This window comes from Streptomyces sp. NPDC020801, from assembly GCF_044334385.1.
GTDB lineage: Bacteria > Actinomycetota > Actinomycetes > Streptomycetales > Streptomycetaceae > Streptomyces.
In genome coordinates this window covers 274,354-299,443 of sequence record NZ_JBIRST010000003.1, presented here as the reverse complement: position 1 = coordinate 299,443, position 25,090 = coordinate 274,354, and the positions used below count along the sequence as shown (strand labels likewise).

The following is a 25,090-nucleotide window of genomic DNA, read 5'->3' as shown; positions in this document are numbered from 1 at the left end:
CAACCTCCTTATGCTGGTACCGACTTGATCATCGTTTCATTCAGACGCCCACGGAGTGCCTCATGACCGCGACGACCGGCACGACCGGCACGACTGCCGCGACTGCCGCGACCGGCACGACCGGGCCCGACCCCACCGGCGCCGCCGGGATCGACACCGGCAAGCCCCATCCCGCCCGGATGTACGACTGGTACCTCGGCGGCAAGGACAACTACCCCGTCGACGAGGCGATGGGGCGTCAGATGCTGGCTCTCGACCCGCGCGTGCCGGTGATGGCCCGGGTCAACCGCGCCTTCATGCACCGGGCCACCCGCTGGCTCGCCAGGGACGGCGTACGGCAGTTTCTGGACATCGGCACCGGCATCCCGACCGAGCCGAACCTGCACCAGGTCGCCCAGCGGGTCGCGCCCGACGCACGCGTCGTCTACTGCGACAACGACCCGATCGTCCTCGCGCACGCGGCCGCCCTGCTGCGCAGCACACCCGAGGGCGTGACGGAGTACCTGCAGGCGGACGTCCGCGACCCGGCGACCATCGTCGAAGGGGCCAGGAAGGTCCTGGACTTCCGCCGTCCGGTGGCCCTGTCGCTGGTCGCCCTGCTGCACTTCGTGCCGGACGAGGACGGCGCGCACGAGCTGGTGAGCCGGCTGCTCGCCGAACTCCCCTCCGGCAGCCACCTGATGATGACCCACGCCACCGCAGACTTCACCCCCGAGGAATCGGCTGCGGCCACCGAGAAGCTGAAGGCGGCCGGGGTCACCCTGGCACTGCGCTCCCGCGAGGAGTTCACCCGCTTCTTCGACGGGCTGGAACTCGTCGAGCCCGGCGTCGAGGTGGTACACAAGTGGCACCCCGAGCTGGGCGAGCCGGTGCCCGGCCAGGACGACGGGGTCATCCCGGGCTACGGCGCGGTGGCCCGCAAACCCTGACCGCGAGACCGGCCCCCAGCCGGCGGCCTGGCCCTGACTGCGAGGCCCGGCCCCTCGGCCGGTGCCCCGATCCTGACGGCGAGGGCCGTGCCCGGCCTTCCTGCCGGTGTCCTGACGGCGAGGCCCGGCCTCCCCGCCGGAGCCGTGACGGCTAGACAGTCATCGGCCTGTCGTACGGCCCGATCGGTGCCGGAAGCCTCGAACTGCCGGTCAGGTGGCGGTCGACGGCCGCCGCCACCGCCCGGCCCTCCGCGATCGCCCACACGATCAGCGACTGGCCGCGCGCGGCGTCCCCGGCCGCGAACACGCCGGGGACGTTCGTCGCGAAGCCGGCGTCCCGCGCGATCGTGCCGCGCGGTGTGAGCTCCAGTCCCAGCTGGTCCATGAGCCCGTCCGCCCGGTCCGGCCCCGAGAAGCCGAGCGCGAGCAGCACCAGGTCCGCCGGGAGTGTCCGGCCCGTGCCCGGCAGCGGACGCCGCTGCGCGTCCACCTCCACCAGGTGCAGTGAGCGCACATGCCCGTCCGCGTCACCGGTGAGGCGGAGCGTCGACGCCGCGAACAGCCGTGCGTCGGCGTCCGCGGCGGGCGCCGTCCGCAGGTCACCGGCCTCCTGGTGCGCGGCCGACAGGCGGTAGATCTTCGGATACGTGGGCCATGGCTCGACGTCCTCGTCGCGCTCCGCACCCGGCTGGGCGTAGATGTCCAGCTGGGTCACGGACGCCGCCCCCTCCCGCACCGCCGTGCCCAGGCAGTCGGCCCCCGTGTCGCCGCCGCCGACGATGACGACGTGCCTGCCCGCCGCGGACAGGGGCGACGCCTCGATGTCGCCCGCGCACACCCGGTTGGCCAGTGGCAGATACTCCATCGCCTGGTGTATGCCGGCCAACTCCCGTCCGGCCACGGGGAGTTCCCGCCACGCCGTGGCTCCGGTGGCGATCACCACGGCGTCGTAGCGCGCACGCAGCTCCGCGGCTCCCACGTCCCTCCCGACAGTGGTGGACGTACGGAACTTGGTCCCCTCCGCCCGCATCTGCTCCAGCCGCCGCTCCAGGTGGTGCTTCTCCATCTTGAAGGCGGGGATGCCGTACCGCATCAGGCCGCCGAGCCTGTCGTCCTTCTCGTACACGGCGACCGTGTGTCCCGCGCGGGTCAGCTGCTGGGCCGCGGCGAGCCCGGTCGGCCCCGAACCGATCACCGCCACGGTCCGCCCGGACAGCCGGTCCGGCGGACTCGGCGGGGTGAACCCCTCCTCCCAGGCCCGGTCGGCGATGGCGCACTCGACGTTCTTGATGGTGACGGCAGGCTGGTTGATCGCGAGCACGCATCCGGCCTCGCACGGCGCCGGACACAACCGGCCCGTGAACTCGGGAAAGTTGTTGGTGGCGTGCAGGCGGTCGCTCGCCGCCCGCCAGTCCTCCCGGGAGACCAGGTCGTTCCACTCGGGGATGAGATTTCCCAGCGGGCAGGCGTCGTGGCAGAACGGGACGCCGCAGTCCATGCACCGGTCGGCCTGCTTGCTGATGATCGGCAGCAGGGCTCCGGGAACATAGACCTCGTTCCAGTCCCGGACCCGCTCCTCGACGGGCCTGCGGGGCCACTCCCGGCGGGGTGTGGTCATGAAACCCTTGGGATCGGCCATGGCCGTCTCCCTCGCGTACGCGTGCGACGAGGCCGTGCGACATCGGGCGGCACTCTTTCGGCCACGATACGTCCCACCGGTCCCACGCGCAGAGTGTGCCGACAGCGCTTTCTCCAGGCGGGGCGCGCCGGCCCGCGTCTCAGCCGGTCCCCGCCTCCGGCTCCCGCCACGCCCGCAGCACCGACTGCACACCCGGCGCGATCCGGCGCCGCGCCTCGGGCCGCGCCACCCCGGCCATCAGAAGCTGGTCGTACGGCGTGTCCAGATGCCGTACGGACGCCGCGACGGCCGAGGTGACCGCCCCCTCGGACAGCGCCCGTCCCGCCGCGCTGCGCCCTACCCGCCCGCTGCCGCGCGCCGAGGCGTGCCCCGCGATGGCCCGGGCACGGTCGGCCGGGCAGCCGGGGTACAGCTGCCGGATCTTCGCCGCGAAGACGTCCGTGAACCGCACGTCCTGCGCCGCCCGCCGCCGGGCGTCCCGCGCCCGCCGCCGGCGCCGGGCCTCGGCGTCTGCCAGACACCGCTCCTCGGCCCGGGCGAGCGCCGCCTCCTCCACCAGGACCCCCTGCCGCTCGTAACGGCTTCTGCGCCGGTTGAACCGCAGCACCACCGCGGACAGCGTGCTCTCCTCCCGCGACCTGCGCGTCAGCGCGGCGTCGCCGCGCGGCAGGAACACCAGGTGCCCGAGGTCCGCGCAGTCCATGCAGCGGGGCACGCCCTCCTCCAGGACGAGCAGGGGCTGCGGCCCACGACGGCACTGGGCGCAGTGCTTGCGCCGCAGCGGCTGGACGACGACAAGTCCGTTGCGGGGCAGGGGAGTCGGCGACGGGGGAGCCGGGGCAGGATGCGTGCGGGGTGCCATGCGGGGTTCATTCCCCGGCGCTCACCCCGGCGCACCCGGGTCCGCTCCTGACGCATCATGGGCCGTGTGCGACTCGAAGCGATCACCTGGGAACGGCTCGCCGACCTCCTCGCGGGGCGTCTGCTCGACCTGAAGGCCGGCGACGGCAGCCCCTGGCCGCGCGTCGCCTTCGACGGCGCCCCCGCCGCCCGCCCGGGCGAGCTGGCCGAGCGTGTCTCGCAGGCGCTGCGGCTACGCGGCCGTCCCTCGCTGGTCGTGGCGGCCGAGGGCTTTCTGCGCCCGGCCTCCCTCCGGCTGGAACACGGCCACCGGGACCCGGAGTCGTACTACGGCGGCTGGCTCGACACCGGAGCCCTGTGGCGCGAGGTCTTCGGGCCGCTCGAACCCGGCGGCAACGGCCGTGTCCTGCCCGACCTGTGGGACCCGGCCACCGACCGCGCCACCCGCAGCCCCTACGTCCACCTCCCGTCCGGCGGCCTGCTGTTGCTGCACGGCCCCCTCCTCCTGCGGCACTGGTTCCCCTTCGACCTGAGCGTCCACGTCCTCCTCTCCCCGGGCGCCCTTCGCCGCCGTACCCCCGAGGCGGAGCACTGGACGCTGCCCGCCTTCGAGCGCTACGAGGCCGAGACCGACCCGGCCGCCACGGCCGACGTCCTGGTGCGCGCCGCCGACCCACGCCGTCCGGCCTGGCGGAGCTGAGCGGCGACCGCGTTCACAGCCGGCCGTGATGGCTCGGATCGGCCCGGTGGCGCCGCCGGGCCGGCCGCGCCACCTTTCGGAGGCCGCCGACCCTGTCGAGGCCCGTGACCTTCCGCAGATTCCCTGCCATGGACATCTGGATCTCCTTTGGATCTCCTTGCGTGTGGACCTCCTTGCGTGGATCTCCCCGCGCCGCACTCCTGCGCCCTGGCGCGCCAGTCTGCCAGGCCGCGGCGGGCGGCGGGTAAGCCTGTGGAAACGGGACATTCCGCTTTGTTCCCGCCTGTGGACGGACGGGTGTTGCGCCCGCCGGAAGGTCCGGCGTCGCGCCCGTCGACGCATCGGTGTCGCGCTGCTGGACGGCGCCGGTGCCATGCCTGCGGAGGGGCCGACGCCGCGCCTGCGGGTGCCCCCGCTCGGCTGCCGTCACCGATCCGGCACCGGGCGACTGGGATGATCCCGGCATGAGCCACAGCGACGGATATCTGCTCGACAACCGGCAGACCGAGGCGGGTGAGCGCTTCGACGCCTTCTCCTCCCTCTTCGACCCCACGACGTTCCGCCATCTCGACGCTCTCGGTGTCGGACCCGGATGGCGGTGCTGGGAGGTCGGCGTCGGCGGCACATCCGTCGTCTCCTGGCTCGCCGGGCGGGTCGGTCCCGGCGGCAGGGTCGTCGCGACCGACATCGACACCTCTGAGGTCGCCACGGCCGGCCGGCCGCCGGTCGAGGTGCTGGTCCACGACGTGGGCGCCGAAGAACCGCCGGGGAAGGACTTCGACCTGGTGCACGCCCGGCTCGTGCTGGTCCACGTCCGGGACCGGGAACGGGCTCTGCGGTCCATGATCGAGGCGCTGCGCCCCGGTGGGCGGCTCCTGCTGGAGGACGCCGACCCGGCGCTGCAGCCCCTGCTCTGCCCCGACGAACACGGCCCGGAGCAGGAACTGGCCAACCGGCTGCGGCACGGCTTCCGCCGGCTGCTCGCCGACCGCGGGGCCGACCTGTCGTACGGACGCAGGCTGCCACGCCTGCTGCGCGAGGCGGGGCTGCGTCAGGTGGAGGCCGATGCGTACTTCCCGGTCACCTCGCCCGCCTGCGCCGCCCTGGAGTCCGCCACGGTCCGCCAGATCCGCCACCGGCTCGTCGCCGCGGGCCTGGCGACCGACGAGGAGATCGACCGCCACCTGGCCAACGTGGCCTCCGGCACCATGGACCTGACGACGGCCCCGATGATCTCGGCGTGGGGCTGCAAGGCGTAGAGCACACCGCAGATCGCCTGGCCGGCCGGCTCCTTCGCTCAGCGGCGGCAGGGAGGCCTCCCGCCCACCCGTGCCACCGCCAGCGCACCGGCCCGGCAGCCCTCCGCCGCGGCGGCCTCGGGCCCGGCGCCCGTGAGCAGCGCGGCGAGGAACGCTCCCGTGAAGGCGTCGCCGGCGCCCGTGGTGTCCCGGAGCGCCGCGGGAACGGCGGGCACGCGGGCGCACACGGCGCCCGAGCGGGCCACCAGCGCTCCGTCGGCACCCTGCTTGGCCACCACCAGCGGGATGTGCCGGCTCAGCTTGGCCACCGCGTCCACCGGATCGGGCAACCCCGTCAGCAGGCACGCCTCGTCGCGGCTGGGCAACAGCACGTCCACCCCTTCGACGAGCGCCAGGAACCGGTCCACGCCCAGCGCGACGAGGAAACCCGCCGACGCCGGATCCAGGCTCACCGGTACACCACGCGCGCGAGCCGATGCGACGGCGACGGTCACCAGTGCCCGGCTCGGCTCGGAGAAGAGCAGATAGCCCGACAGGTGCAGCCGGGCCACCCCGTCGAGCAGCGACTCCGACCAGTCCCCGGGCTCCAGTCGCAAAGACGCCCCGCTGTCGGTGAGGAACGTACGCTCGGCGGCGGACGCCTTGTCGACCAGGCAGATCACCGTCCCGGTCGGCGCCTCCGGGTCGACCACGAGCCGGGGACGCACCCCCGCGGCGATCAGCTCCCGCTCGTGCCAGGCGGCTGCGTCCGCACCGACCCGCCCGAGCAGCCGCACCTCGGGGCACCCCCGGTGGGCCGCCCAGCAGGCCACGTTGGCTCCCGCGCCGCCCGGCACCGTCCGGATCGCGGCGGCGGTGTCGGTGCCGGGCGCGAGCGGCCCCTCATGCCGTGCGACGACATCCGTCACGACGTCGCCGACCACCAGCAGCGCGCTGCTCCTGGACGTGGCCGCCCCGCACCCGGCACCACCCGCCCGCGTCCCGCCCGCGCGTGTCCAGCCCGCTTCCGTCCCGTCCGCTTCCGGGGACCCCTCACCCCCCGCCGTCACACGCGCGTCCAGGCCGCCGCGATCCGTCCCGCCAGCCGTACGTTGCCGCGCACGGCAGCCAGATTGGCGCGCAGCGAGGCGCCGTCCGTGTGCCGCACCAGGTAGTCGAGCAGAAACGGCGTGACCGCCTGACCTGCGACGCCCTGCTGCGCGCACGCGTGCAGCGCGTCGGCGAGCACGCGCGCGTGCAGTCCGGGATCGAGCTGCTCCTCCTCGGGTACGGGGTTGGCGACGATCAGCGCCGACTCGGGGGCCCTCAGCGCGTTCTGTGCCCGCATGACCTCGGCCACCTCCTCGGGTGTCCGCAGCGTCCAGTCGACCGGATGACCGGAGTCGGAGAGATAGAAGCCGGGGAAGCGGTCCGTGCCGTAACCGGCCACGGCCACCCCCAGCGTCTCCAGCCGCTGCAGCGTCGCCGGCACGTCCAGGATCGACTTCACCCCGGCACACACGACCGTGATCCGGGTACGCGCCAGCAACCCCAGGTCGGCGGACTCGTCCTGGGTCACCGTCCACTCCCGGTGCACCCCGCCGAGCCCGCCCGTCGCGAACACCCGGACACCAGCCAGGGCCGCCAGCAGCGCGGTCGCCGACACCGTGGTCGCCCCGCTCGCGCCCGCCGCCATGGCGAGCGGCAGGTCGCGGTGGCCGAGCTTGCGAATCCCCTCCTCGTTCGCGACCCGCTCCAGCTGCTGCTTGTCCAGACCGATGTGCGGGTGCCCGTCCAGCACCGCGATCGTCGCGGGGACGGCCCCCTCCTGCCGCACCGCGTCCTCCAGTTCGAGCGCCACCTGGAGATTGCGCGGGCGCGGCAGCCCATGGGCGATGATCGTGGACTCCAGGGCCACCACCGGACGGCGCGCGGCGAGCGCCTCCCGTACCTCTTCGGACACCACCAGCACGCGCCTGCCTCCCGTCTGTCGCTCTCCCCCTCATCTCTGGCGGGCCGCGACCCCGGCCAAACCCTTGCGGGCAATGCGGCGCGGCACCAGCCTGGAACACATGACGGACCACACGAGGCGTCTCGACCACGTCGTCCTCTGGGTGCGCGACCCGGTCGCCGCGGCCGGCTTCTACGACAGGACGGTCGGCCTGGAGCCGGTCAGGGTGGCCGAGTTCGTCGCGGGAGAGGCGTCCTTCCCCTCCGTACGCCTCAACGAGGAGACGATCCTCGACCTCGCGCCGCTCGGCCTGGCGCAGTACATGAACATGCTCCCCGGCGCCGTCGACAGCGCGGGGCACCCGGTCAACCACGTCTGTCTGTCCCTGCCGGCCCACGAGTTCGACGCGCTGCGCGCGCGGCTGGAGGACCACGCCGTCCCCGTGTCCGGCTTCTCGTACGGCTCCTTCGGCGCCCGTGGAAAGGCCGTGCGCAGCTTCTACTTCCGCGACCCGGACGGGAACGTCTTCGAGGCCCGGCACTACGAGTAGCCCGCCCACACGGGCCGGAGCCGTCGCCCTGCCTCAGAACAGCGGCTCGGGCAGCACCCCCTCCAGGGCCAGCAGCCTGCGCTTGGTCTCCAGGCCGCCGCCGAAACCCCCGATGCCTCCGTCGCTCTCGACGACCCGATGGCACGGCACGACGACGGGCAGCGGGTTGGAACCCATCGCCACGCCCACCGCCTGGGCCGCGCCCGGCTGGCCGACCCGGCCGGCGAGATCTCCGTACCCGACAACCGTGCCGTACGGGACGCCGGACGCCAGGGCGCGCAGCACCTGCCGGTTGAAGCCCGAGATCAAGGACCAGTCCAGTGGCAGCTCGAAGTCCCGCCGCTCGCCCGCGAAGTACGCCTCCAGCTGGCGTATCGCCTCCGCCAGCAGCGGGGAGCCGGGCGCCTGGACCGGCTCGGTGCCCAGCCTGGACGCCAGTCGGGCCAGTGCCCGGTCGCGCACCTCGCCGGTGGCGTGGAACACGACGTTGACCAGGCCGCCGGGTGTCGCGGCCAGCAGCAGCGGACCGATGCCGGTGCCCACCACGGCCCACACGACCTGCTGCTCACCCTGCTCGTCGTGCACGCGGTGCTCGCCCTGAACGTCCTGCTCGTGGCTGTCCATGCGACCACCGTACGGGCCGCCACTGACAGCGCCCGGTGACCTGCGCCGCGGCCTCGGCCGGTCGGCCGGTCGGCGGATGGGAGCCGTAGGAGTGCGGGGGACCCGGAGCCGGGGTTCAGGAGGCGTCCAGCGCCGCGCGCACCAGGTCCGGCTTGTTGGTGATGATGCCGTCGACGCCGTAGCCGGCGACCGTCCGGGCGTGGGGGGCGTCGTTCACGGTCCAGGCGAAGACCTTCAGCGGGTCGCCGTGCGGCCCCGGATGCGCGTGGACGGTCGAGACGTAACCGGCGGAGAGCGTGCCGTAGGACGGATTGATCAGGTCCACGAAGCCCGCGTACCGGTGCAGGTCCGCCACCGCCGGCCGGCCGAGGAAGGCGGTTCGGACAGCGGGCTTGAGGTCGTGCACGATGCGCACGCTGTCGGCGCTGAAGCTCTGCACGATCAGGCGGTTCGCCAGATGGCGGTGGTCGAGCCAGCCCTCGTTGCCCAGCAGCTTCAGGGTCTGCCGCTCGATGCCCGGATAGAGCTCGGGGTTCTTGATCTCCAGAAGCAGCTTCTCGTGGTTGTGCTCCACCCGGCGCATGTACTGCATCAGTGTGGGCACCCGCGTGCCGGCGTACGCCGGGCCGAACCAGCTGCCCGCGTCCAGCCGCGCGATCTCCGCGGCGGTGAAGTCCTTCACCTTCCAGGGCGCCCGGCCCGGGAATACCTGCTCGACGTTCGTGGTCCGCTGGAGGCCGTCGTCGTGGATGACGACGAGCTCCCCGTCCTTGGTGCGCTGCACGTCGTTCTCCACCCAGGAGAAGCCGAGCGCGGCCGCCTTGTCGATCGCGGGAAGGGTGTTCTCGGGGGCGTAGGCGGAGGCGCCCCGGTGCGCGACGACCAGGGGCCGCGCGTAGGTGCCGGCCACCCGGACTCCGGAGGCGGGGGAGAGCAGGGTGATCCCCAGGAGCGCGGTGGTCGTGGCGGCGACTGCGCACGCGTGCATGCGTACTCCTCGCATTGATCGGTAACGGAAAGTACAAGACTGACAGCAGAGAGTCAACGACGGTGGGTGCAGGACGGCCACGGATCGAATGGAGTTGCCCAAGTCCGCTCACCGATGCCGCACATCTGCGGCAAGGACGTGTTTCTTTGCCGGAAAATCGTTCGACCATTCCGGTGGGGGTCATACTCTCTGCGTCACCCGGACCGTGTGCGCGGTTCTGGGGCGGGGGCACACTTCACGGCATTCCGGGACGCAAGAGGGCGGAAGGGCAACCGCGCATGCAAGGCACGGTCGACGGATTCAGCTACGGCCTCGTCACCCCGCTGGTGGCCTACCTCATGGCCTGCCTGGGCGGGGCCCTCGGCCTGCGCTGCACCACCCGTGCCCTGCTTGTCGCCCACTCCTGGCGCCCCGGCTGGCTGGCGCTCGGCGCGGCCGCGATCGGCTCCGGCATCTGGACCATGCACTTCGTCGCGATGATGGGCTTCACGGTCAAGGAGGCGCCCATCCACTACGACCGGCCGACCACGTACGCCAGCCTGGCGGTCGCCGTCGTCATGGTCGGCGTGGGGATCTTCATCGTCGGCTACAAGGGCGCTACCGGCTCCGCGCTGTTCACCGGGGGCACCATCACCGGCCTGGGCGTCGCCTCGATGCACTACCTGGGAATGGCCGGGATGCGGCTCGACGGCAGGTTCGAGTACAACACGCTCACCGTGGCCGCCTCCGTCGTCATAGCCGTCGTCGCCGCGACCGCGGCGCTGTGGGCGGCCGGCCGGGTCCGTGGGTTCCTGTGGAGCGTGGGCGCGAGCCTCGTGATGGGACTGGCCGTCAGCGGCATGCACTACGTGGGCATGGCCGCGCTCACCGTCCACCTGCACCGCACCGGAGCGACGCCCACCGGCGGCGACTCACCGGCCGCGCTGCTCGCACCCACGCTGGTCGGCCCGCTCGCCTTCCTGCTCCTCGCCGGCGTCGTCGTGATGTTCGACCCGCTGATGGTCATGGGCAAGCCGGACTGGACCCCCGTCGAGCACAAGCCGGGCGTACCGGCGCGCGAACTGGTCGCGCACTCCGCCCGCCGCCCCGCGGTCCGCTCCCGCCGGCCCGAGGGCCGGCAGGGCCCCCGAGCCCCGCAGAACCGGTGATCCGGGCCCGTTGTCAGTGGCGGGTCGTACGGTGGATGGCATGCGGCCCGTCTCTCACATCGAACGCACGGTGGCGCCCTTCGAGGTCGTCAGTCCCTACCAGCCCAGCGGCGACCAGCCGCAGGCCATCGCCGAGCTCGCCCGGCGCATCGAGGCAGGCGAGAAGGACGTCGTCCTGCTCGGTGCCACCGGCACCGGCAAGTCCGCCACCACGGCGTGGATGATCGAGAAGCTCCAGCGCCCGACGCTCGTGATGGCGCCGAACAAGACACTGGCCGCCCAGCTGGCGAACGAGTTCCGGGAGCTCCTGCCCAACAACGCCGTCGAGTACTTCGTCTCGTACTACGACTACTACCAGCCCGAGGCCTACGTCCCGCAGTCGGACACGTACATCGAGAAGGACTCCTCCATCAACGAGGAGGTCGAGCGGCTGCGCCACTCCGCGACCAACTCGCTGCTCACCCGCCGCGACGTCATCGTGGTCGCCTCGGTCTCGTGCATCTACGGCCTCGGGACACCGCAGGAGTACGTGGACCGCATGGTTCCCCTCCGGGTCGGCGACGAGATCGACCGGGACCAGCTGCTGCGCCGCTTCGTGGACATCCAGTACACGCGCAACGACATGGCCTTCACCCGCGGCACCTTCCGGGTGCGCGGGGACACCGTCGAGATCTTCCCGGTCTACGAGGAGCTGGCCGTCCGCATCGAGATGTTCGGCGACGAGATCGAGGCGCTGTCCACCCTGCATCCGCTCACCGGCGAGATCATCAGCGACGACCAGCAGCTCTACGTGTTCCCCGCCTCGCACTACATCGCGGGCCCGGAGCGCATGGAGCGGGCCGTCAACGGCATCGAGAAGGAGCTGGCCGAGCGCCTCACCGAGCTGGAGAAGCAGGGCAAGCTCCTGGAGGCCCAGCGGCTGCGGATGCGCACCACCTACGACATCGAGATGCTCCGCCAGATCGGCACCTGCTCCGGCGTGGAGAACTACTCCATGCACTTCGACGACCGCGCCCCCGGCACCCCGCCCAACACGCTGCTGGACTACTTCCCGGACGACTTCCTGCTCGTCATCGACGAGTCGCACGTCACCGTGCCCCAGATCGGCGCCATGTACGAGGGCGACGCCTCCCGCAAGCGCACCCTCGTGGAGCACGGCTTCCGCCTGCCCTCCGCCCTCGACAACCGCCCGCTGAAGTGGGAGGAGTTCCAAAAGCGCATCGGCCAGACGGTGTACCTGTCGGCGACCCCGGGGCAGTACGAGCTCTCGCGCTCGGACAGTCAGGTCGAGCAGATCATCCGCCCCACTGGCCTCGTCGACCCCCAGGTCGTCGTCAAGCCCACCGAGGGGCAGATCGACGACCTGGTGCACGAGATCCGGGAGCGGGTGGGGAAGGACGAGCGCGTCCTGGTCACCACGCTCACCAAGAAGATGGCCGAGGACCTCACGGACTACTTCCTCGAACTCGGCATCCAGGTGCGCTATCTGCACAGCGACGTCGACACCCTGCGCCGCGTCGAGCTGCTGCGCGAGCTGCGCTCCGGCGAGTTCGACGTCCTGGTCGGCATCAACCTGCTGCGTGAGGGCCTGGACCTGCCCGAGGTGTCCCTGGTGGCGATCCTCGACGCCGACAAGGAGGGCTTCCTGCGCTCCGGCACCTCGCTCATCCAGACCATCGGCCGCGCGGCGCGCAACGTCTCCGGCCAGGTCCACATGTACGCCGACAAGATCACCCCGGCGATGGAGAAGGCCATCGAGGAGACCAACCGGCGCCGGGAGAAGCAGATCGCCTACAACACGGCGAACGGCATCGACCCGCAGCCCCTGCGCAAGAAGATCAACGACATCGTCGCGCAGATCGCCCGCGAAGAGGTGGACACCGAGCAACTGCTCGGCTCCGGCTACCGCAGGACGAAGGACGGCAAGGGTGCCAAGGCCCCGGTGCCCTCCCTCGGCGACAAGGCGGCCAAGGGCGCCAGGGCGACGAAGGCCGCCAAGTCCGCCAAGGGCAAGGCGCAGGAGACGGTGCCGACCGACCGGCCCGCGGCCCAGCTCGCCGAACAGATCGAGGACATGACGGCCCGGATGCGTGCCGCCGCGGCCGACCTGCAGTTCGAGGTCGCGGCCCGGCTGCGCGACGAGGTCTCCGAGATGAAGAAGGAACTGCGCCAGATGCGCGAAGCGGGCCTGGCCTGAGCTCGCCCGAGATGCTCCGGCCCGTCCCGTCCCGAGTGGGCCGGAGCGGGCCGGGCGCCCTCCGCATGCGCTGTGTTGCAAGACCGACACAAAGTGCGGACCGGTGTGCGGCGATGTCAGTGCCTCTGCGTAGGGTTCTTGGCAACCGCGCAATAGGCGGCAACAGGGGAGCAGTTCGAGAGGGGAATCAGCCGTGACCGTCAACATGGCCAAGGGTCAGGCCATCAGTCTGCAGAAGAACGACGGGGGCAGCCTGACCGCGGTCCGCATGGGTCTCGGCTGGCAGGCGGCCCCCCGCCGAGGCCTGTTCGGCTCGCGTACGCGCGAGATCGACCTCGACGCCTCCGCCGTGCTGTTCGCCGACAAGCAGCCGGTCGACGTCGTCTTCTTCCGCCATCTGGTGAGCGACGACGGCTCCGTGCGTCACACCGGTGACAACCTCGTCGGCGGTGCGGGCCAGGGCGGCGACGACGAGGCGATCCTCGTGGACCTGCAGCGCGTCCCGGTCCACGTCGACCAGATCGTCTTCACCGTGAACTCCTTCACCGGCCAGACCTTCCAGGAGGTGCAGAACGCCTTCTGCCGCCTGGTCGACGAGACCAACGGCCAGGAGCTCGCGCGCTACACCCTCGCGGGCGGTGGCAACTACACCGCCCAGATCATGGCGAAGGTGCACCGCGCGGGCGCCGGCTGGACCATGACGGCCCTCGGTGTCCCGGCCAACGGCCGCACCTTCCAGGACCTGATGCCCACGGTCCTGCCGCACCTGTAGGACGGGCCGGCGAACGGCCCGCGACATACCACGCGACACAGGGGGACGAAGGCGATGACGGCCGAGCTGGTGCGGGGGCAGAACCACCCGCTCTCCGAGGTTCGTCTGGAGATCAGGATCTCGGCCGGCACACCGCTCATCGCCGCGGCCACGCTCGGCGACGAGCACGGCAGGGTCCGGGGCACCGAAGGGGTGGTCCACCCCGGCGCTCCCGTCCTGCCCGGGCTCGAGGTGTCCCGGCAGGCGGCCGCCGGCCACCGGCTCGCCGTCGACTTGGACGCGGTGCCGGCCGCCGTGCACCGCGTCGCCGTGCTGCTCGCCCTGCCCGCCACGGCCGCGGGCCCGGCCCGGTTCGGCGCGGTCGCCGCCCCCTTCGTCGCGGTGACCGGCGTCGACGGCGGCGAGCTCGCCAGCTACACCATCACCGGCCTGGATGCCGAGACCGCCGTGATCGCCCTGGAGCTCTACCGCCGACAGGACGCCTGGAAGGTCCGCGCCGTCGGCCAGGGATACGCGGGCGGCCTCGCCGAACTCCTCGCCGACCAGGCACTGCCCCAGGCGCAGCACCTGGCGCGTACCGTCGACGAGGCGGTGGCCCGGGGCCTGGCCCGCTCAGTGGCGTCCCCTCCGCCGCGTTCGGCGGACGGTGGCCGCTCCCGGCTTGCGGCCGCTCCGGCACACGGGCCGGACCAGGGCGATCCGGCGTCGTCCCAGGCCGCCCCGGGCACCATGCCGACCCAGCCCGCCGCCCCGTACGGCAGCCACGCCTCCAGTCCGTCCGGGCAGCCTGCATCGCTTTCGCCGCACCCTGAAGGCGGGGCGCCACAGCCGCCGTACCCCGGCGGGCCCGGAACGCCGGACCCCACGGCCGGCCCCCAGCCGCCGGCACCCGCCGGCAGCCCCATCGACTACAGCCACCCGCGGCGGCAGACCGCGGCCCCTCCGCCGCCCGCGCCGACCGCTCCCGCGGCCGCGCCCGGCCGGCCCGCGCAGCCCGTCGCGGGGGACGCCACCGGCTGGTCCATGGAGGAGCGGCTCTACAACCAGGTCTGGGGCATGTTCGAAGACCTGGCCCGTACCATGGCCGCCTATCGCAGCGCCGTCGACTTCGCCGACTCCCGCAGGGAGAAGGAACTCGACCAGGTCCTGTCCGATCCACGCAGCCGGCTCGGCGGACACGGCGATGCCGCACGGGAGGCGGCGCACGCCAGACACGCGCAGCTCGTCGACCAGGCCCGAGCGGTACTCGACCGCGACCTCGCCCAGCTCACCGCCGAGTCCGAGGTCGTCGAGCCCGCGCTGCCACCGGCGTACGCGGGCTGGGACAACCCGGTCTGGCACGGCTACCGGGTGCCGATGGAGATTCCCATGGCGGTACGCCTCGGCGACCTCAACCTGCCCGAGACCCCGTCCCTGCGCATCCCCATGCTGGTCCGGCTGCCGCTGGAGCGCGGTCTGTGGATCGACAGCGGACGCCCGGTGCAGTCCGACGACGCGTTCACCGACGAGGAGGAGCTGCGGCGGCTGGCGATGGAGACGGCCGTGGTGCACACGGCCCGGCTGCTGGCCGCCCATCCGGCGGGCGAGTTCGGCGTGCACATCGTCGACCCGGCCGGGTCCGCGGCACGGGCGCTCGACCCGCTGGTGCGGACCGGTGTGCTCGCGGGCCCGCCCGCGAGCGGCGCAGCGGGGGTCGCGGACGTCCTGGGCCGGCTCACCCAGCGGGTGGACCTGGTGCAGATGGCCGTGCGCGGCGGTGCCCCCGACGCACTGCCGCCGGGCTTCGACACCTCCGGGCAATTGCTGATCGTCAACGACTTCCCGCACGGCTTCGACGACCGGGCCGTGACCCAGCTGCGCTACCTCGCGGACGAGGGACCGGCCGCCGGTGTCCACCTGATGATGGTCGCCGACCGGGAGGACGCCGCCGCCTACGGCCCGTTGCTCGATCCGCTGTGGCGTTCGCTGCTGCGACTCACGCCGGTCCCCGACGACCACCTCGCCGACCCCTGGGTGGGGCACGCCTGGACCTACGAGCCGCCACGGGTGCCGCCGGGCAGCCAGGTGCTCCAGCATGTGCTCACCCAGGTAGCGACCGCCCGCCGCGACTGGAACGGATGACCGCGCGGACCAGCGCGCCAGGGATACGTAAAGTAACGTGACCAGCGCATTTGGCGTTTTCTTTGCCTATCCCTTTACCTTCCCTTGGTGATTCGGGTACTGTTTTCCGTACGGAGGGGAGTATTCCCCGACTGCTGCGGCGCACCCGTCAATACGGTTCAGGCCAGGCCAGATCCCGGGGCGCCGGCCCGCCCCGGGTGGAAGAGACCTCCGGCAGCGATGACGCTGACTCATTTGCCGTGACGCACCTGCCGGAGGCGCAGTGGAAGTTTCCATGACCCTGTGGGCCCTGACCGTCGTGGGCCTCGCCGCCCTGATCACGGTCGACTTCTTCATCGGACGCAAGCCCCATGATGTGTCGATCAAGGAAGCCGGGATCTGGACCGCGGTCTGGATCGTGCTGGCCTGTTTCTTCGGGCTCGGCCTGCTCGTCTTCGGTGGCGGTGAGCCGGCCGGTGAGTTCTTCGCGGGCTTCATCACCGAGAAGTCGCTGAGCGTCGACAACCTCTTCGTCTTCGTACTGATCATGGCGAAGTTCGCAGTGCCGTCCCAGTACCAGCAGCGGGTGCTGCTGGTCGGCGTCCTCATGGCCCTGGTGCTGCGGGCCGTCTTCATCGCCGCCGGTGCCGCGGTCCTCGCGAGCTTCTCGTGGGTGTTCTACCTCTTCGGTGCCTTCCTGATCTGGACGGCCTGGAAGCTCATCCAGGAGGCCCGGTCCGACGAGGAGGACGAGGCCTACGAGGAGAACAGACTGCTGAAGGCCGCCGAGCGCCGCTTCGGCGTGGCCGACCGCTACCACGGCACCAAGCTGTGGATCCGGCAGAACGGCAGGCGCGTCATGACGCCGATGCTGGTCGTGATGCTCGCGATCGGCACCACCGACGTCCTGTTCGCCCTCGACTCGATCCCCGCGATCTTCGGCCTGACCCAGGACCCGTACATCGTCTTCACCGCCAACGCCTTCGCGCTGATGGGCCTCAGGCAGCTGTACTTCCTGATAGGCGGCCTGCTGAAGAAGCTGGTCCACCTCTCCTACGGTCTGTCGGTCGTCCTCGGCTTCATCGGCGTCAAGCTGGTGCTGCACGCGCTGCACGAGTCCGGGGTCCATGTCCCGGAAGTCAGCATCCCGGTCTCCCTCGGCGTGATCTGTGCGGTCCTGGCCGTCACCACGGTCACCAGTCTGCTGACCACCAGGAAGCAGGCCGCGGTGGAGGAGGTGCGGGAACAGGGCGGCGGCGCTCCGAAGGACAGCGTCGATGCCTGACCGCGAGGCAGGAACGCGCCCCCGCACCATGGCCGGACATGAGTCGCCGCCCCGGAGCGGTGCAGGGGCCGTCCGGCCGCGGGCGAACCGGAATGCGAACCCGGTGGGCCTCTGCGACGATCGCAGCATGATCACGCGGCTCAGGGCGCTCGCGGCGGCTTGGACGACCCTCCTGCCGGTGCTCGCGGTGGTCCTGCTGCTCCTCACCTGGGGGCGTGAACTGCCCATCACCGTCGTCGTGCTGGTGACGGTGGTCCTCGCCGGCGCGGTCCTGGCCGCGGTCCACCATGCCGAGGTGGTCGCGCACCGCGTCGGTGAACCCTTCGGCTCGCTGGTGCTCGCCATCGCCGTCACCGTCATCGAGGTCGCTCTCATCGTGACACTGATGGTCGACGGCGGCGGCAAGAGCGCGACCCTGGCCAGGGACACCGTGTTCGCGGCCGTGATGATCACCTGCAACGGCATCGTCGGGCTGTGTCTCCTGGCCGCCTCACTCCGGCACGGCACGGCCGTCTTCAACGCCGAGGGCACCGGCGCCGCCCTCGCCACGGTGGCGACCCTGGCCACACTCAGCCTGGTGCTGCCGACGTTCACCACCAGCAAGCCGGGCCCGGAGTTCTCCGGCGTGCAGCTCACCTTCGCGGCGCTGTCCTCGCTGATCCTGTACGGCCTGTTCGTGGCCACCCAGACCGTCCGGCACCGCGACTACTTCCTGCCGATCACCCGGCAGGGCGAGGTCATGACCTCCGACGACCACGCGGAACGGCCCTCCGCCCGGACCGCCGGGACCAGCCTGGGCCTGCTCGCTCTCGCCCTGGTCGGCGTGGTCGGACTGGCCAAGGCAGTGTCCCCCACCATCGAGTCCGCGGTGGACGCCGCCGGACTGCACCACGCGGTCGTCGGTGTGATCATCGCGCTGCTGGTGCTGCTGCCGGAGACCATCGCCGCGCTGCGCTCCGCCCGTCGGGACCGGGTGCAGACCAGCCTCAACCTCGCGCTCGGATCGGCGATGGCCAGCATCGGCCTGACCATCCCGGCCGTCGCCCTGGCCTCCGTGTGGCTCTCCGGGCCGCTCGTCCTGGGCCTTGGCCCCACCGACATGCTGCTGCTCCTGCTCACCGTGGTGGTCAGCTCGCTGACCGTGGTGCCGGGACGGGCCACTCCCCTCCAGGGCGGTGTCCACCTGGTGATCTTCGCGGCCTACCTGGAGCTGGCGATCAACCCCTAGGGCGCGGCGGCACGGGGCGGGGGAGCGTGGGCACGGACACCGTGACCGGCCGCGTCTCGGGCAGCAGCGCGAAACACCCCAGGCTGAGCAGCGCGATGCCGGTCAGATACGCGCCGACGCCCCAGGGCACGCGGCCACCGTGCTCGGCGAGCGCCGTCGCCACGATCGGGGTGAGGGCGCCACCCAGCACCCCGCCGAGGTTGTAGCCCACCGCGGCGCCCGTGCAGCGAACCCGGGGCTCGTAGAGCTCCGGCAGATACGCGCCGATCACGGCGAACATCGTGACGAACGCGAGCAGCGCCCCGAGGATGCCCAGGAACATCGGCAAGGGCGACCCGGTCGCCAGCAGTGCCACCATCGGGAACATCCACAGGGCGGTCGCCGCGCAGCCCACCAGGCACAGCGGCCGGCGCCCGTAACGGTCGCCGAGCAGCGCCGCCAGCGGGGTGAAGGCACCCTTCACCACCACCGCGGCCATGACGCAGCCCAGCATGACCGTACGGCTCACCCCGAGCCGTTCCGTCGCATAGGCAAGGGACCAGGTCGTCACCGCGTAGAAGACGGCGTATCCGACCGCGAGGGCGCCCGCCGTCAGCAGTACCAGCCGCCAGTGGTGGCGCGCGATGTCGACGAGCGGCACGCGCGCATGGACGTCGATCTCCAGGAAGCGGGGACTCTCCGCGAGCGACGACCGCAGCCACAGCCCGGCCACGGCCAGTACGCCGGCCGCCCAGAACGGCACCCGCCATCCCCAGTGGGCGAACTGGGCGTCGGAGAGCACCGCCGACAGCGTCAGCATCACCCCGTTGGCGAGGACGAACCCCAGCGACGGGCCCACCTGCGGGAAGCTCGCCCACAGCCCACGCCGTTCGGCGGGCGCGTGCTCCGCCGTCAGCAGCACCGCCCCGCCCCACTCCCCGCCCAGCCCCAGCCCTTGCAGAAAGCGCAGGACGAGCAGCAGCACCGGAGCGGCCACCCCGATCGTGCCGTACGTCGGCACGCACCCGACCGCCACCGTCGACGCACCGGTCAGCAGCAGCGAGGCGACGAGCACCGGCCGCCGTCCGTGCCGGTCCCCGATGTGCCCGAACAGCACCGAGCCGAGCGGCCGGGCCACGAACCCCACTCCGAAGGTGCCGAACGCGGCCAGCGTTCCCGCCGCCGGTGAGAACGTCGGGAAGAACAGCGGCCCCAGGACCAGGGCCGCCGCGGTGCCGTAGACGAAGAAGTCGTAGAACTCGATCGCGGTCCCGGCGAGTGAGGCGGCGGCGAGCCGCAACATCGACGGTGCCCTCACGGTGCGTACAGGGTGCATGCCGCGTCAACCACCCGCGGTGATCAAGGGTTACGGGGCGCACGGAGGCGCGTCCGGCGCCGGAAGGCACGTCGGGTGCGCCGTGATAAACCGGTCCGAGCGGTGGTCGTCAGTGGACCGCCGCACCACGAACGGACCGGAGGAACCGTGCCCCGCACCCTGGCCAACGCCCCGATCATGATTCTCAACGGCCCCAACCTGAACCTCCTCGGGCAGCGGCAGCCGGAGATCTACGGCTCCGGCACGCTCGCGGACGTCGAGGCCCTGTGTGCCGAGGCGGCGGCCGCGCACGGCGGCACGGTGGACTTCCGGCAGTCCAACCACGAGGGCGAGCTCGTCGACTGGATCCACGAGGCACGGCTGAACCACTGCGGGATCGTGATCAATCCGGCCGCCTACTCGCACACCTCGGTCGCCATCCTGGATGCCCTCAACACCTGCGACGGGCTGCCGGTCGTGGAGGTCCACATCTCCAACATCCACCAGCGCGAACAGTTCCGGCACCACTCCTATGTGTCGCTGCGCGCCGACGGCGTGATCGCCGGGTGCGGTGTGCAGGGGTACGCCTTCGCGGTGGAACGGGTCGCCGCGCTGGCCGGCGCGGCGCAGGCGGACGCGTAGCGACTGACGGACGAGAGCCCGGTCGCGGGCGCGTCGTGCGCAGCCGGGGCCGCCGGCCGAGGGCGGGGATTGCAGGCCGGCGGCCCGTACCGCGCAGGAGCCGTCATCCTGTGCGGGGCTGCTACCAGTTGACTGCGCACCGAGGTGAGCGGGGAGCGCGCGTGTGCCACCGGCGCGTGCGAAGGGTTCACACGGGGCGCGCGGCGTCCGTGCGGCGGCTCACCACCCGCGCGCGTGCCACTCAGGCAGATGCGGGCGCTCCGCGCCCAGCGTGGTGTCGTTGCCGTGGCCGGGATACACCCAGGTCTCGTCCGGCAGCACGCCGAAGATCTTCGTCTCCACGTCGTGGATCAGGCTGGCGAACGCCTTCGGGTCCTTGTGGGTGTTGCCCACGCCGCCGGGGAAGAGGCAGTCGCCCGTGAACACGTGCGGATGCCCGTGCGGATCGTCGTAGACCAGCGCGATCGAGCCCGGCGTGTGGCCGACGAGGTGGCGCGCGGTGAGCTCCACCCGGCCCACCCGGATCATGTCGCCGTCGTCGACGAGGACGTCGGTCGGCACGGGGATGCCCTCGGCGTCGTCCCTCCCCGCGTACGTACGCGCGCGCGTGGCCGCCGCCACCTCCGCCAGCGCCTGCCAGTGGTCGCCGTGCCGGTGGGTGGTGACGACGGAGGCGATGCCGTCGTCACCGATCATGCCGAGCAGCGTGTGCGCGTCGTTGGCCGCGTCGATCAGCAACTGCTCGTCCGTGGCCCGGCAGCGCAGCAGATAGGTGTTGTTGTCCATCGGGCCGACCGCGATCTTGGTGATCATCAGGTCCTTCAGCTCGTGCACGTCCGCCGGGCCGCCGACCGTCACCTCTCCGCTGTACGTCATGGCCGTCAGCCTATAGCGGGGAGCGGCCCGGGGACCGCTCACGAACTACAGCGGGGGGAGTGCCGGAAGCGCGCCGCCCTGCGCCGTCAGGGCCGCGCCGTCGCGCCGCCCGGCGAGCCAGCCGAGCAGGTCCGCGCGGGCTCCCGTGACGGTGACCAACGGCTCGGCCGCCTCCCGGCCCGTGTGCCACGTGCACGTGCCGTCCGTCAGCCGGGTCGCGGGCACGTCGGGATGCCCCGAGAACCGCCGGGCGAGGAAGTCGATCTCCCGCTCCGTGAACTCGGCCGGCAGGTCCTCCAGCTCGTAGCCGATCCCGAGGTCCACGTGGTGCAGTTCGACCTCGACCCAGCGCCTGAACGGCACCCGTGACGCGGAGTCGGTGACCTGGTTGCGCAGTTCCACGGTCCGCGACCAGTCCGCGGGAGCGGCCCCCGTCTCCTGGAAGCGGGCCGCGCTCTCGCGCATGTCGGCGAGCTGGACGTCGAGGGGACGCTGGGCGTCCCGCTCGATGTCGGCGTCGCGGGCCTGGGCGGAGGCGTACATCGGACGCCCTTCCAGGACGTTCACCAGGGCGTCCGCGTTGCGGGCGAGGTGGGCGAGGACATGGCCGCGGGTCCAGCCGGGCAGCCGTGACTGGTCCGTCACAGCCGCGTTGTCCAGTTTGGCGGCTGCGGTGAGCAGTCGTTCGGTCGCGTCTTGTACAGACTGCAGGTCGCGCGCATGATCAATCATGGCGCCGACCCTAGCGGCGCCACCCCTTCGGGTGAAGGCGGCGAACCGGGCCCGCAAATCGAATGCGCGTGCTATATGGTCGGGTGCGGCGTCGGGCATGCTGGAGAGCCGGGGATTGTTGAGTAACCGGGCACATCCGGGAATCCCACCCGGCGTTGTCAGTGGCTCCCCCTAGTCTGAGAAAGCACGGGGGCCCCGCCCCTGTCACTTCTCTCAAGAAAGGTGCGGACCGGCGTGGCCGACCGTCTCATCGTCCGTGGCGCGCGCGAGCACAACCTGAAGAACGTCTCGCTCGACCTGCCTCGGGACTCGCTCATCGTCTTCACGGGCCTGTCCGGGTCGGGCAAGTCCTCCCTGGCCTTCGACACGATCTTCGCCGAGGGCCAGCGGCGCTACGTGGAGTCGCTCTCCTCCTACGCCCGGCAGTTCCTCGGCCAGATGGACAAGCCGGACGTGGACTTCATCGAAGGCCTCTCCCCGGCGGTCTCCATCGACCAGAAGTCGACCTCGCGCAACCCGCGTTCGACGGTCGGCACCATCACCGAGGTCTACGACTATCTGCGCCTGCTCTTCGCCCGTATCGGCAAGCCGCACTGCCCCGAGTGCGGCCGTCCGATCTCGCGCCAGTCGCCGCAGGCCATCGTCGACAGGGTCCTGGAGTTGCCGGAGGGGAGCCGCTTCCAGGTGCTCTCGCCGCTGGTGCGTGAGCGCAAGGGCGAGTTCGTCGACCTCTTCGCCGACCTTCAGACCAAGGGCTACAGCCGCGCGCGCGTGGACGGCGAGACCATCCAGCTGTCCAGCCCCCCGACGCTGAAGAAGCAGGAGAAGCACACCATCGAGGTGGTCGTCGACCGTCTCACCGTGAAGGAATCAGCCAAGCGCCGCCTGACCGACTCCGTCGAGACCGCCCTCGGACTGTCCGGCGGCATGGTCGTGCTCGACTTCGTCGACCTCCCCGAGGGCGACCCCGAGCGCGAGCGCATGTACTCCGAGCACCTGTACTGCCCCTACGACGACCTGTCCTTCGAGGAGCTGGAGCCGCGCTCCTTCTCCTTCAACTCGCCCTTCGGCGCCTGCCCCGAGTGCACCGGTATCGGCACGCGCATGGAGGTCGACCCGGAGCTGATCGTCCCGGACGAGGAGAAGTCCCTCGACGAGGGCGCCATCCACCCCTGGTCGCACGGGCACACCAAGGACTACTTCGGCCGCCTGATCGGCGCCCTCGCCGACGCGCTGGGCTTCAGGACCGACATCCCCTTCGCCGGCCTGCCGCAGCGCGCCAAGAAGGCGCTGCTGCACGGGCACAAGACCCAGATCGAGGTGCGCTACCGCAACCGGTACGGGCGCGAGCGCGTGTACACCACCCCCTTCGAGGGCGCCGTGCCCTTCGTCAAGCGCCGGCACAGCGAGGCCGAGAGCGACGCCAGCCGCGAGCGCTTCGAGGGCTATATGCGCGAGGTGCCCTGCCCCGGCTGTCAGGGCACCCGTCTCAAGCCGGTCGTTCTCGCGGTCACGGTCATGGGCAGGTCCATCGCCGAGGTCTCCGCGATGTCGATCAGCGACTGCGCGGACTTCCTCGGCGAGCTGAAGCTCACCGCCCGTGACAAGAAGATCGCCGAGCGCGTGCTGAAGGAGGTCAACGAGCGGCTGCGGTTCCTGGTCGACGTCGGCCTCGACTACCTCTCGCTGAACCGCGCGGCCGGCACGCTCTCCGGTGGCGAGGCCCAGCGCATCCGCCTGGCCACGCAGATCGGCTCCGGCCTCGTCGGGGTTCTCTACGTCCTCGACGAGCCGTCCATCGGCCTGCACCAGCGCGACAACCACCGGCTGATCGAAACCCTGGTGCGACTGCGCGACATGGGCAACACGCTCATCGTCGTCGAGCACGACGAGGACACCATCAAGGTCGCCGACTGGGTCGTCGACATCGGCCCCGGCGCGGGCGAGCACGGCGGCAAGGTCGTGCACAGCGGCTCCATGAAGGAACTGCTCACCAACGCCGAGTCGCAGACCGGTCAGTACTTGTCCGGCAGGAAGTCGATCCCGCTGCCCGACATCCGGCGCCCGCTCGACCCCGCCCGGCGGCTCACCGTGCACGGCGCGAGGGAGAACAACCTCCAGGACATCGACGTCTCCTTCCCGCTGGGCGTCTTCACGGCCGTCACCGGTGTGTCCGGCTCCGGCAAGTCGACGCTGGTCAACGACATCCTGTACACGCACCTGGCCCGCGAGCTGAACGGCGCGCGGAACGTACCGGGGCGGCACACGCGCGTGGACGGCGACGACCTGGTCGACAAGGTCGTGCACGTCGACCAGTCGCCCATCGGCCGCACCCCGCGGTCGAACCCGGCGACGTACACCGGCGTCTTCGACCACGTCCGCAAGCTGTTCGCCGAGACCACCGAGGCGAAGGTCCGCGGCTACCAGCCCGGCCGCTTCTCCTTCAACGTCAAGGGCGGCCGCTGCGAGAACTGCGCGGGCGACGGCACCATCAAGATCGAGATGAACTTCCTCCCGGACGTCTACGTCCCGTGCGAGGTCTGCCACGGTGCCCGGTACAACCGGGAGACCCTGGAGGTCCACTACAAGGGCAAGTCCATCGCCGACGTGCTGAACATGCCGATCGAGGAGGCGACCGACTTCTTCGAGGCGGTTCCGGCGATCTCCCGCCACCTCACGACCCTCAAGGACGTGGGCCTGGGCTACGTCCGGCTGGGGCAGTCCGCGACCACTCTGTCCGGCGGCGAGGCGCAGCGTGTGAAGCTCGCCAGCGAGCTGCAGCGCCGCTCCACCGGACGCACCGTCTACGTCCTGGACGAGCCGACCACCGGTCTGCACTTCGAGGACATCAGCAAGCTCCTGAAGGTCCTGTCCGGCCTGGTCGACAAGGGCAACACGGTCATCGTCATCGAGCACAACCTGGACGTGATCAAGACCGCCGACTGGGTCGTCGACATGGGCCCGGAGGGCGGCGCCGGCGGCGGTCTGGTCGTCGCCGAGGGCACGCCCGAGCAGGTCGCGGGCGTCCCGGCCAGCCACACCGGAAAGTTCCTGCGCGAGATCCTCGGCGCAGACCGGATCAGCGACGCCGAGCCGGTGAAGGCCCCGCGCAAGGCGGCTGCCAAGAAGGCGGTCGCGGCCACCTCGGCGGCACGGAAGACGGCCACGGCCAGGACGGTGAACAACACCGCCGGCAAGAAGGCCACGCCCGCGAAGAAGACCACGCCGGCGAAGAAGACCGCGCGGACCCGCAAGGCCTGACCGGACACGCGCAGCGCGCACGGCGGCCCGTGGGATCCCCACGGGCCGCCGAACGCGTTCGGGACAAGGGCCGAA

21 protein-coding genes and 1 pseudogene are annotated in these 25,090 nt (G+C 71.7%); 12 read left to right on the top strand and 10 right to left on the bottom strand.

The window, feature by feature from the left end:
• Positions 1-62 precede the first annotated feature (62 nt).
• Positions 63-929 carry an SAM-dependent methyltransferase gene (locus ACH4UM_RS08770; RefSeq protein ID WP_398175529.1) on the top strand — a complete coding sequence of 289 codons (867 nt, stop codon included), beginning with the start codon at positions 63-65 and terminating at the stop codon, positions 927-929.
• Positions 930-1,080: 151 nt separating this feature from the next.
• Here the strand turns inward: ACH4UM_RS08770 and ACH4UM_RS08765 are convergent, their stop codons facing one another.
• Both ACH4UM_RS08765 and ACH4UM_RS08760 read right to left on the bottom strand, forming a co-directional pair.
• A complete protein-coding gene (locus ACH4UM_RS08765; RefSeq protein ID WP_398175527.1) occupies positions 1,081-2,568 on the bottom strand; it encodes a glutamate synthase subunit beta in 1,488 nt (495 codons plus the stop codon).
• Between the two features lie 139 nt (positions 2,569-2,707).
• The gene (locus ACH4UM_RS08760) at positions 2,708-3,430 is read right to left on the bottom strand and encodes a DUF2293 domain-containing protein (RefSeq protein ID WP_398175525.1); all 723 of its coding nucleotides are present in this window, start codon (positions 3,428-3,430) and stop codon (positions 2,708-2,710) included.
• Positions 3,431-3,487: 57 nt separating this feature from the next.
• On the opposite strand from ACH4UM_RS08760, the gene ACH4UM_RS08755 reads away from it, so the two are divergent.
• On the top strand, positions 3,488-4,129 hold the full coding sequence (locus ACH4UM_RS08755) for a uridine kinase (protein ID WP_398175523.1): 642 nt from the start codon (positions 3,488-3,490) through the stop codon (positions 4,127-4,129).
• A 19-nt stretch (positions 4,130-4,148) separates the two neighbouring features.
• Here ACH4UM_RS08755 and ACH4UM_RS08750 read toward each other — a convergent pair.
• Positions 4,149-4,265 (bottom strand): annotated as a pseudogene (locus ACH4UM_RS08750) (magnesium transporter CorA); the annotation flags it as partial.
• Positions 4,266-4,593: 328 nt separating this feature from the next.
• On the opposite strand from ACH4UM_RS08750, the gene ACH4UM_RS08745 reads away from it, so the two are divergent.
• Positions 4,594-5,388, top strand: coding sequence for a methyltransferase domain-containing protein (locus tag ACH4UM_RS08745; RefSeq protein WP_398175521.1), 795 nt, complete (start codon positions 4,594-4,596; stop codon positions 5,386-5,388).
• 38 nt (positions 5,389-5,426) lie between these two features.
• Here ACH4UM_RS08745 and ACH4UM_RS08740 read toward each other — a convergent pair whose 3' ends face one another.
• Both ACH4UM_RS08740 and ACH4UM_RS08735 read right to left on the bottom strand, forming a co-directional pair.
• The gene (locus tag ACH4UM_RS08740; RefSeq protein WP_398175913.1) at positions 5,427-6,317 is read right to left on the bottom strand and encodes a carbohydrate kinase family protein; all 891 of its coding nucleotides are present in this window, start codon (positions 6,315-6,317) and stop codon (positions 5,427-5,429) included.
• Positions 6,318-6,433: 116 nt separating this feature from the next.
• Positions 6,434-7,339, bottom strand: coding sequence for a pseudouridine-5'-phosphate glycosidase (locus ACH4UM_RS08735; RefSeq protein WP_398175519.1), 906 nt, complete (start codon positions 7,337-7,339; stop codon positions 6,434-6,436).
• 100 nt (positions 7,340-7,439) lie between these two features.
• Between ACH4UM_RS08735 and ACH4UM_RS08730 the strand changes: the two genes are divergently transcribed.
• A complete protein-coding gene (locus ACH4UM_RS08730; RefSeq protein ID WP_398175517.1) occupies positions 7,440-7,868 on the top strand; it encodes a VOC family protein in 429 nt (142 codons plus the stop codon).
• Between the two features lie 33 nt (positions 7,869-7,901).
• On the opposite strand, the gene ACH4UM_RS08725 is transcribed toward ACH4UM_RS08730, so the two are convergent.
• Positions 7,902-8,492, bottom strand: a complete 591-nt coding sequence (locus tag ACH4UM_RS08725) for a methylated-DNA--[protein]-cysteine S-methyltransferase (protein ID WP_398175515.1) — start codon at positions 8,490-8,492, stop codon at positions 7,902-7,904.
• 115 nt (positions 8,493-8,607) lie between these two features.
• Entirely contained in the window at positions 8,608-9,480 is an 873-nt protein-coding gene (locus ACH4UM_RS08720; protein ID WP_398175513.1) for a glycerophosphodiester phosphodiesterase, read from the bottom strand.
• A 278-nt stretch (positions 9,481-9,758) separates the two neighbouring features.
• Between ACH4UM_RS08720 and ACH4UM_RS08715 the strand changes: the two genes are divergently transcribed.
• The 6 genes from ACH4UM_RS08715 to ACH4UM_RS08690 all read left to right on the top strand — a co-directional run bounded on the left by ACH4UM_RS08715 (position 9,759) and on the right by ACH4UM_RS08690 (position 18,210).
• Positions 9,759-10,628 carry an MHYT domain-containing protein gene (locus tag ACH4UM_RS08715; protein ID WP_398175511.1) on the top strand — a complete coding sequence of 290 codons (870 nt, stop codon included), beginning with the start codon at positions 9,759-9,761 and terminating at the stop codon, positions 10,626-10,628.
• Positions 10,629-10,668: 40 nt separating this feature from the next.
• On the top strand, positions 10,669-12,825 hold the full coding sequence (gene uvrB / locus ACH4UM_RS08710; RefSeq protein ID WP_398175509.1) for an excinuclease ABC subunit UvrB: 2,157 nt from the start codon (positions 10,669-10,671) through the stop codon (positions 12,823-12,825).
• A 193-nt stretch (positions 12,826-13,018) separates the two neighbouring features.
• On the top strand, positions 13,019-13,597 hold the full coding sequence (locus ACH4UM_RS08705; RefSeq protein WP_398175507.1) for a TerD family protein: 579 nt from the start codon (positions 13,019-13,021) through the stop codon (positions 13,595-13,597).
• 54 nt (positions 13,598-13,651) lie between these two features.
• Complete coding sequence (locus ACH4UM_RS08700; RefSeq protein WP_398175505.1) at positions 13,652-15,718, top strand: TerD family protein; 2,067 nt, start codon at positions 13,652-13,654, stop codon at positions 15,716-15,718.
• 262 nt (positions 15,719-15,980) lie between these two features.
• Positions 15,981-16,982, top strand: coding sequence for a TerC family protein (locus ACH4UM_RS08695; RefSeq protein ID WP_398175503.1), 1,002 nt, complete (start codon positions 15,981-15,983; stop codon positions 16,980-16,982).
• Positions 16,983-17,109: 127 nt separating this feature from the next.
• A complete protein-coding gene (locus ACH4UM_RS08690) occupies positions 17,110-18,210 on the top strand; it encodes a calcium:proton antiporter (protein ID WP_398175501.1) in 1,101 nt (366 codons plus the stop codon).
• On the opposite strand, the gene ACH4UM_RS08685 is transcribed toward ACH4UM_RS08690, so the two are convergent.
• Complete coding sequence (locus ACH4UM_RS08685) at positions 18,200-19,525, bottom strand: MFS transporter (RefSeq protein ID WP_398175499.1); 1,326 nt, start codon at positions 19,523-19,525, stop codon at positions 18,200-18,202. The two genes, ACH4UM_RS08690 and ACH4UM_RS08685, sit on opposite strands and share 11 nt — an antisense overlap.
• 147 nt (positions 19,526-19,672) lie before the next feature.
• Here ACH4UM_RS08685 and aroQ point away from each other — a divergent pair, with 147 nt between their 5' ends.
• Positions 19,673-20,146: a type II 3-dehydroquinate dehydratase gene (gene aroQ / locus ACH4UM_RS08680; protein WP_398175497.1), complete on the top strand. Its 474-nt coding sequence runs from the start codon at positions 19,673-19,675 to the stop codon at positions 20,144-20,146.
• Positions 20,147-20,365: 219 nt separating this feature from the next.
• Here aroQ and ACH4UM_RS08675 read toward each other — a convergent pair whose 3' ends face one another.
• On the bottom strand, positions 20,366-21,022 hold the full coding sequence (locus tag ACH4UM_RS08675) for an MBL fold metallo-hydrolase (RefSeq protein WP_398175495.1): 657 nt from the start codon (positions 21,020-21,022) through the stop codon (positions 20,366-20,368).
• A gap of 45 nt (positions 21,023-21,067) precedes the next feature.
• Complete coding sequence (locus ACH4UM_RS08670; RefSeq protein WP_398175493.1) at positions 21,068-21,754, bottom strand: maleylpyruvate isomerase family mycothiol-dependent enzyme; 687 nt, start codon at positions 21,752-21,754, stop codon at positions 21,068-21,070.
• A 234-nt stretch (positions 21,755-21,988) separates the two neighbouring features.
• Here ACH4UM_RS08670 and uvrA point away from each other — a divergent pair, with 234 nt between their 5' ends.
• Positions 21,989-25,015 (top strand): excinuclease ABC subunit UvrA, encoded by a 3,027-nt coding sequence (gene uvrA / locus ACH4UM_RS08665; protein ID WP_398175491.1) that lies wholly within the window; start codon positions 21,989-21,991, stop codon positions 25,013-25,015.
• Positions 25,016-25,090: the final 75 nt, after the last annotated feature.

What these genes read in the sequence shown, in the direction of transcription:
- ACH4UM_RS08725 (WP_398175515.1), bottom strand. Translation starts at nt 8,492, where the DNA reads ATGGACAGCCACGAGCAGGACGTTCAGGGCGAGCACCGCGTGCACGAC.
- ACH4UM_RS08720 (WP_398175513.1), bottom strand. Translation starts at nt 9,480, where the DNA reads ATGCACGCGTGCGCAGTCGCCGCCACGACCACCGCGCTCCTGGGGATC.
- ACH4UM_RS08685 (WP_398175499.1), bottom strand. Translation starts at nt 19,525, where the DNA reads ATGCACCCTGTACGCACCGTGAGGGCACCGTCGATGTTGCGGCTCGCC.
- ACH4UM_RS08675 (WP_398175495.1), bottom strand. Translation starts at nt 21,022, where the DNA reads ATGACGTACAGCGGAGAGGTGACGGTCGGCGGCCCGGCGGACGTGCAC.
- ACH4UM_RS08670 (WP_398175493.1), bottom strand. Translation starts at nt 21,754, where the DNA reads ATGATTGATCATGCGCGCGACCTGCAGTCTGTACAAGACGCGACCGAA.
- uvrB (WP_398175509.1), top strand. Translation starts at nt 10,669, where the DNA reads ATGCGGCCCGTCTCTCACATCGAACGCACGGTGGCGCCCTTCGAGGTC.
- ACH4UM_RS08730 (WP_398175517.1), top strand. Translation starts at nt 7,440, where the DNA reads ATGACGGACCACACGAGGCGTCTCGACCACGTCGTCCTCTGGGTGCGC.
- ACH4UM_RS08700 (WP_398175505.1), top strand. Translation starts at nt 13,652, where the DNA reads ATGACGGCCGAGCTGGTGCGGGGGCAGAACCACCCGCTCTCCGAGGTT.
- ACH4UM_RS08760 (WP_398175525.1), bottom strand. Translation starts at nt 3,430, where the DNA reads ATGGCACCCCGCACGCATCCTGCCCCGGCTCCCCCGTCGCCGACTCCC.
- ACH4UM_RS08770 (WP_398175529.1), top strand. Translation starts at nt 63, where the DNA reads ATGACCGCGACGACCGGCACGACCGGCACGACTGCCGCGACTGCCGCG.
- ACH4UM_RS08745 (WP_398175521.1), top strand. Translation starts at nt 4,594, where the DNA reads ATGAGCCACAGCGACGGATATCTGCTCGACAACCGGCAGACCGAGGCG.
- ACH4UM_RS08690 (WP_398175501.1), top strand. Translation starts at nt 17,110, where the DNA reads ATGATCACGCGGCTCAGGGCGCTCGCGGCGGCTTGGACGACCCTCCTG.
- ACH4UM_RS08765 (WP_398175527.1), bottom strand. Translation starts at nt 2,568, where the DNA reads ATGGCCGATCCCAAGGGTTTCATGACCACACCCCGCCGGGAGTGGCCC.
- ACH4UM_RS08715 (WP_398175511.1), top strand. Translation starts at nt 9,759, where the DNA reads ATGCAAGGCACGGTCGACGGATTCAGCTACGGCCTCGTCACCCCGCTG.
- ACH4UM_RS08755 (WP_398175523.1), top strand. Translation starts at nt 3,488, where the DNA reads ATGGGCCGTGTGCGACTCGAAGCGATCACCTGGGAACGGCTCGCCGAC.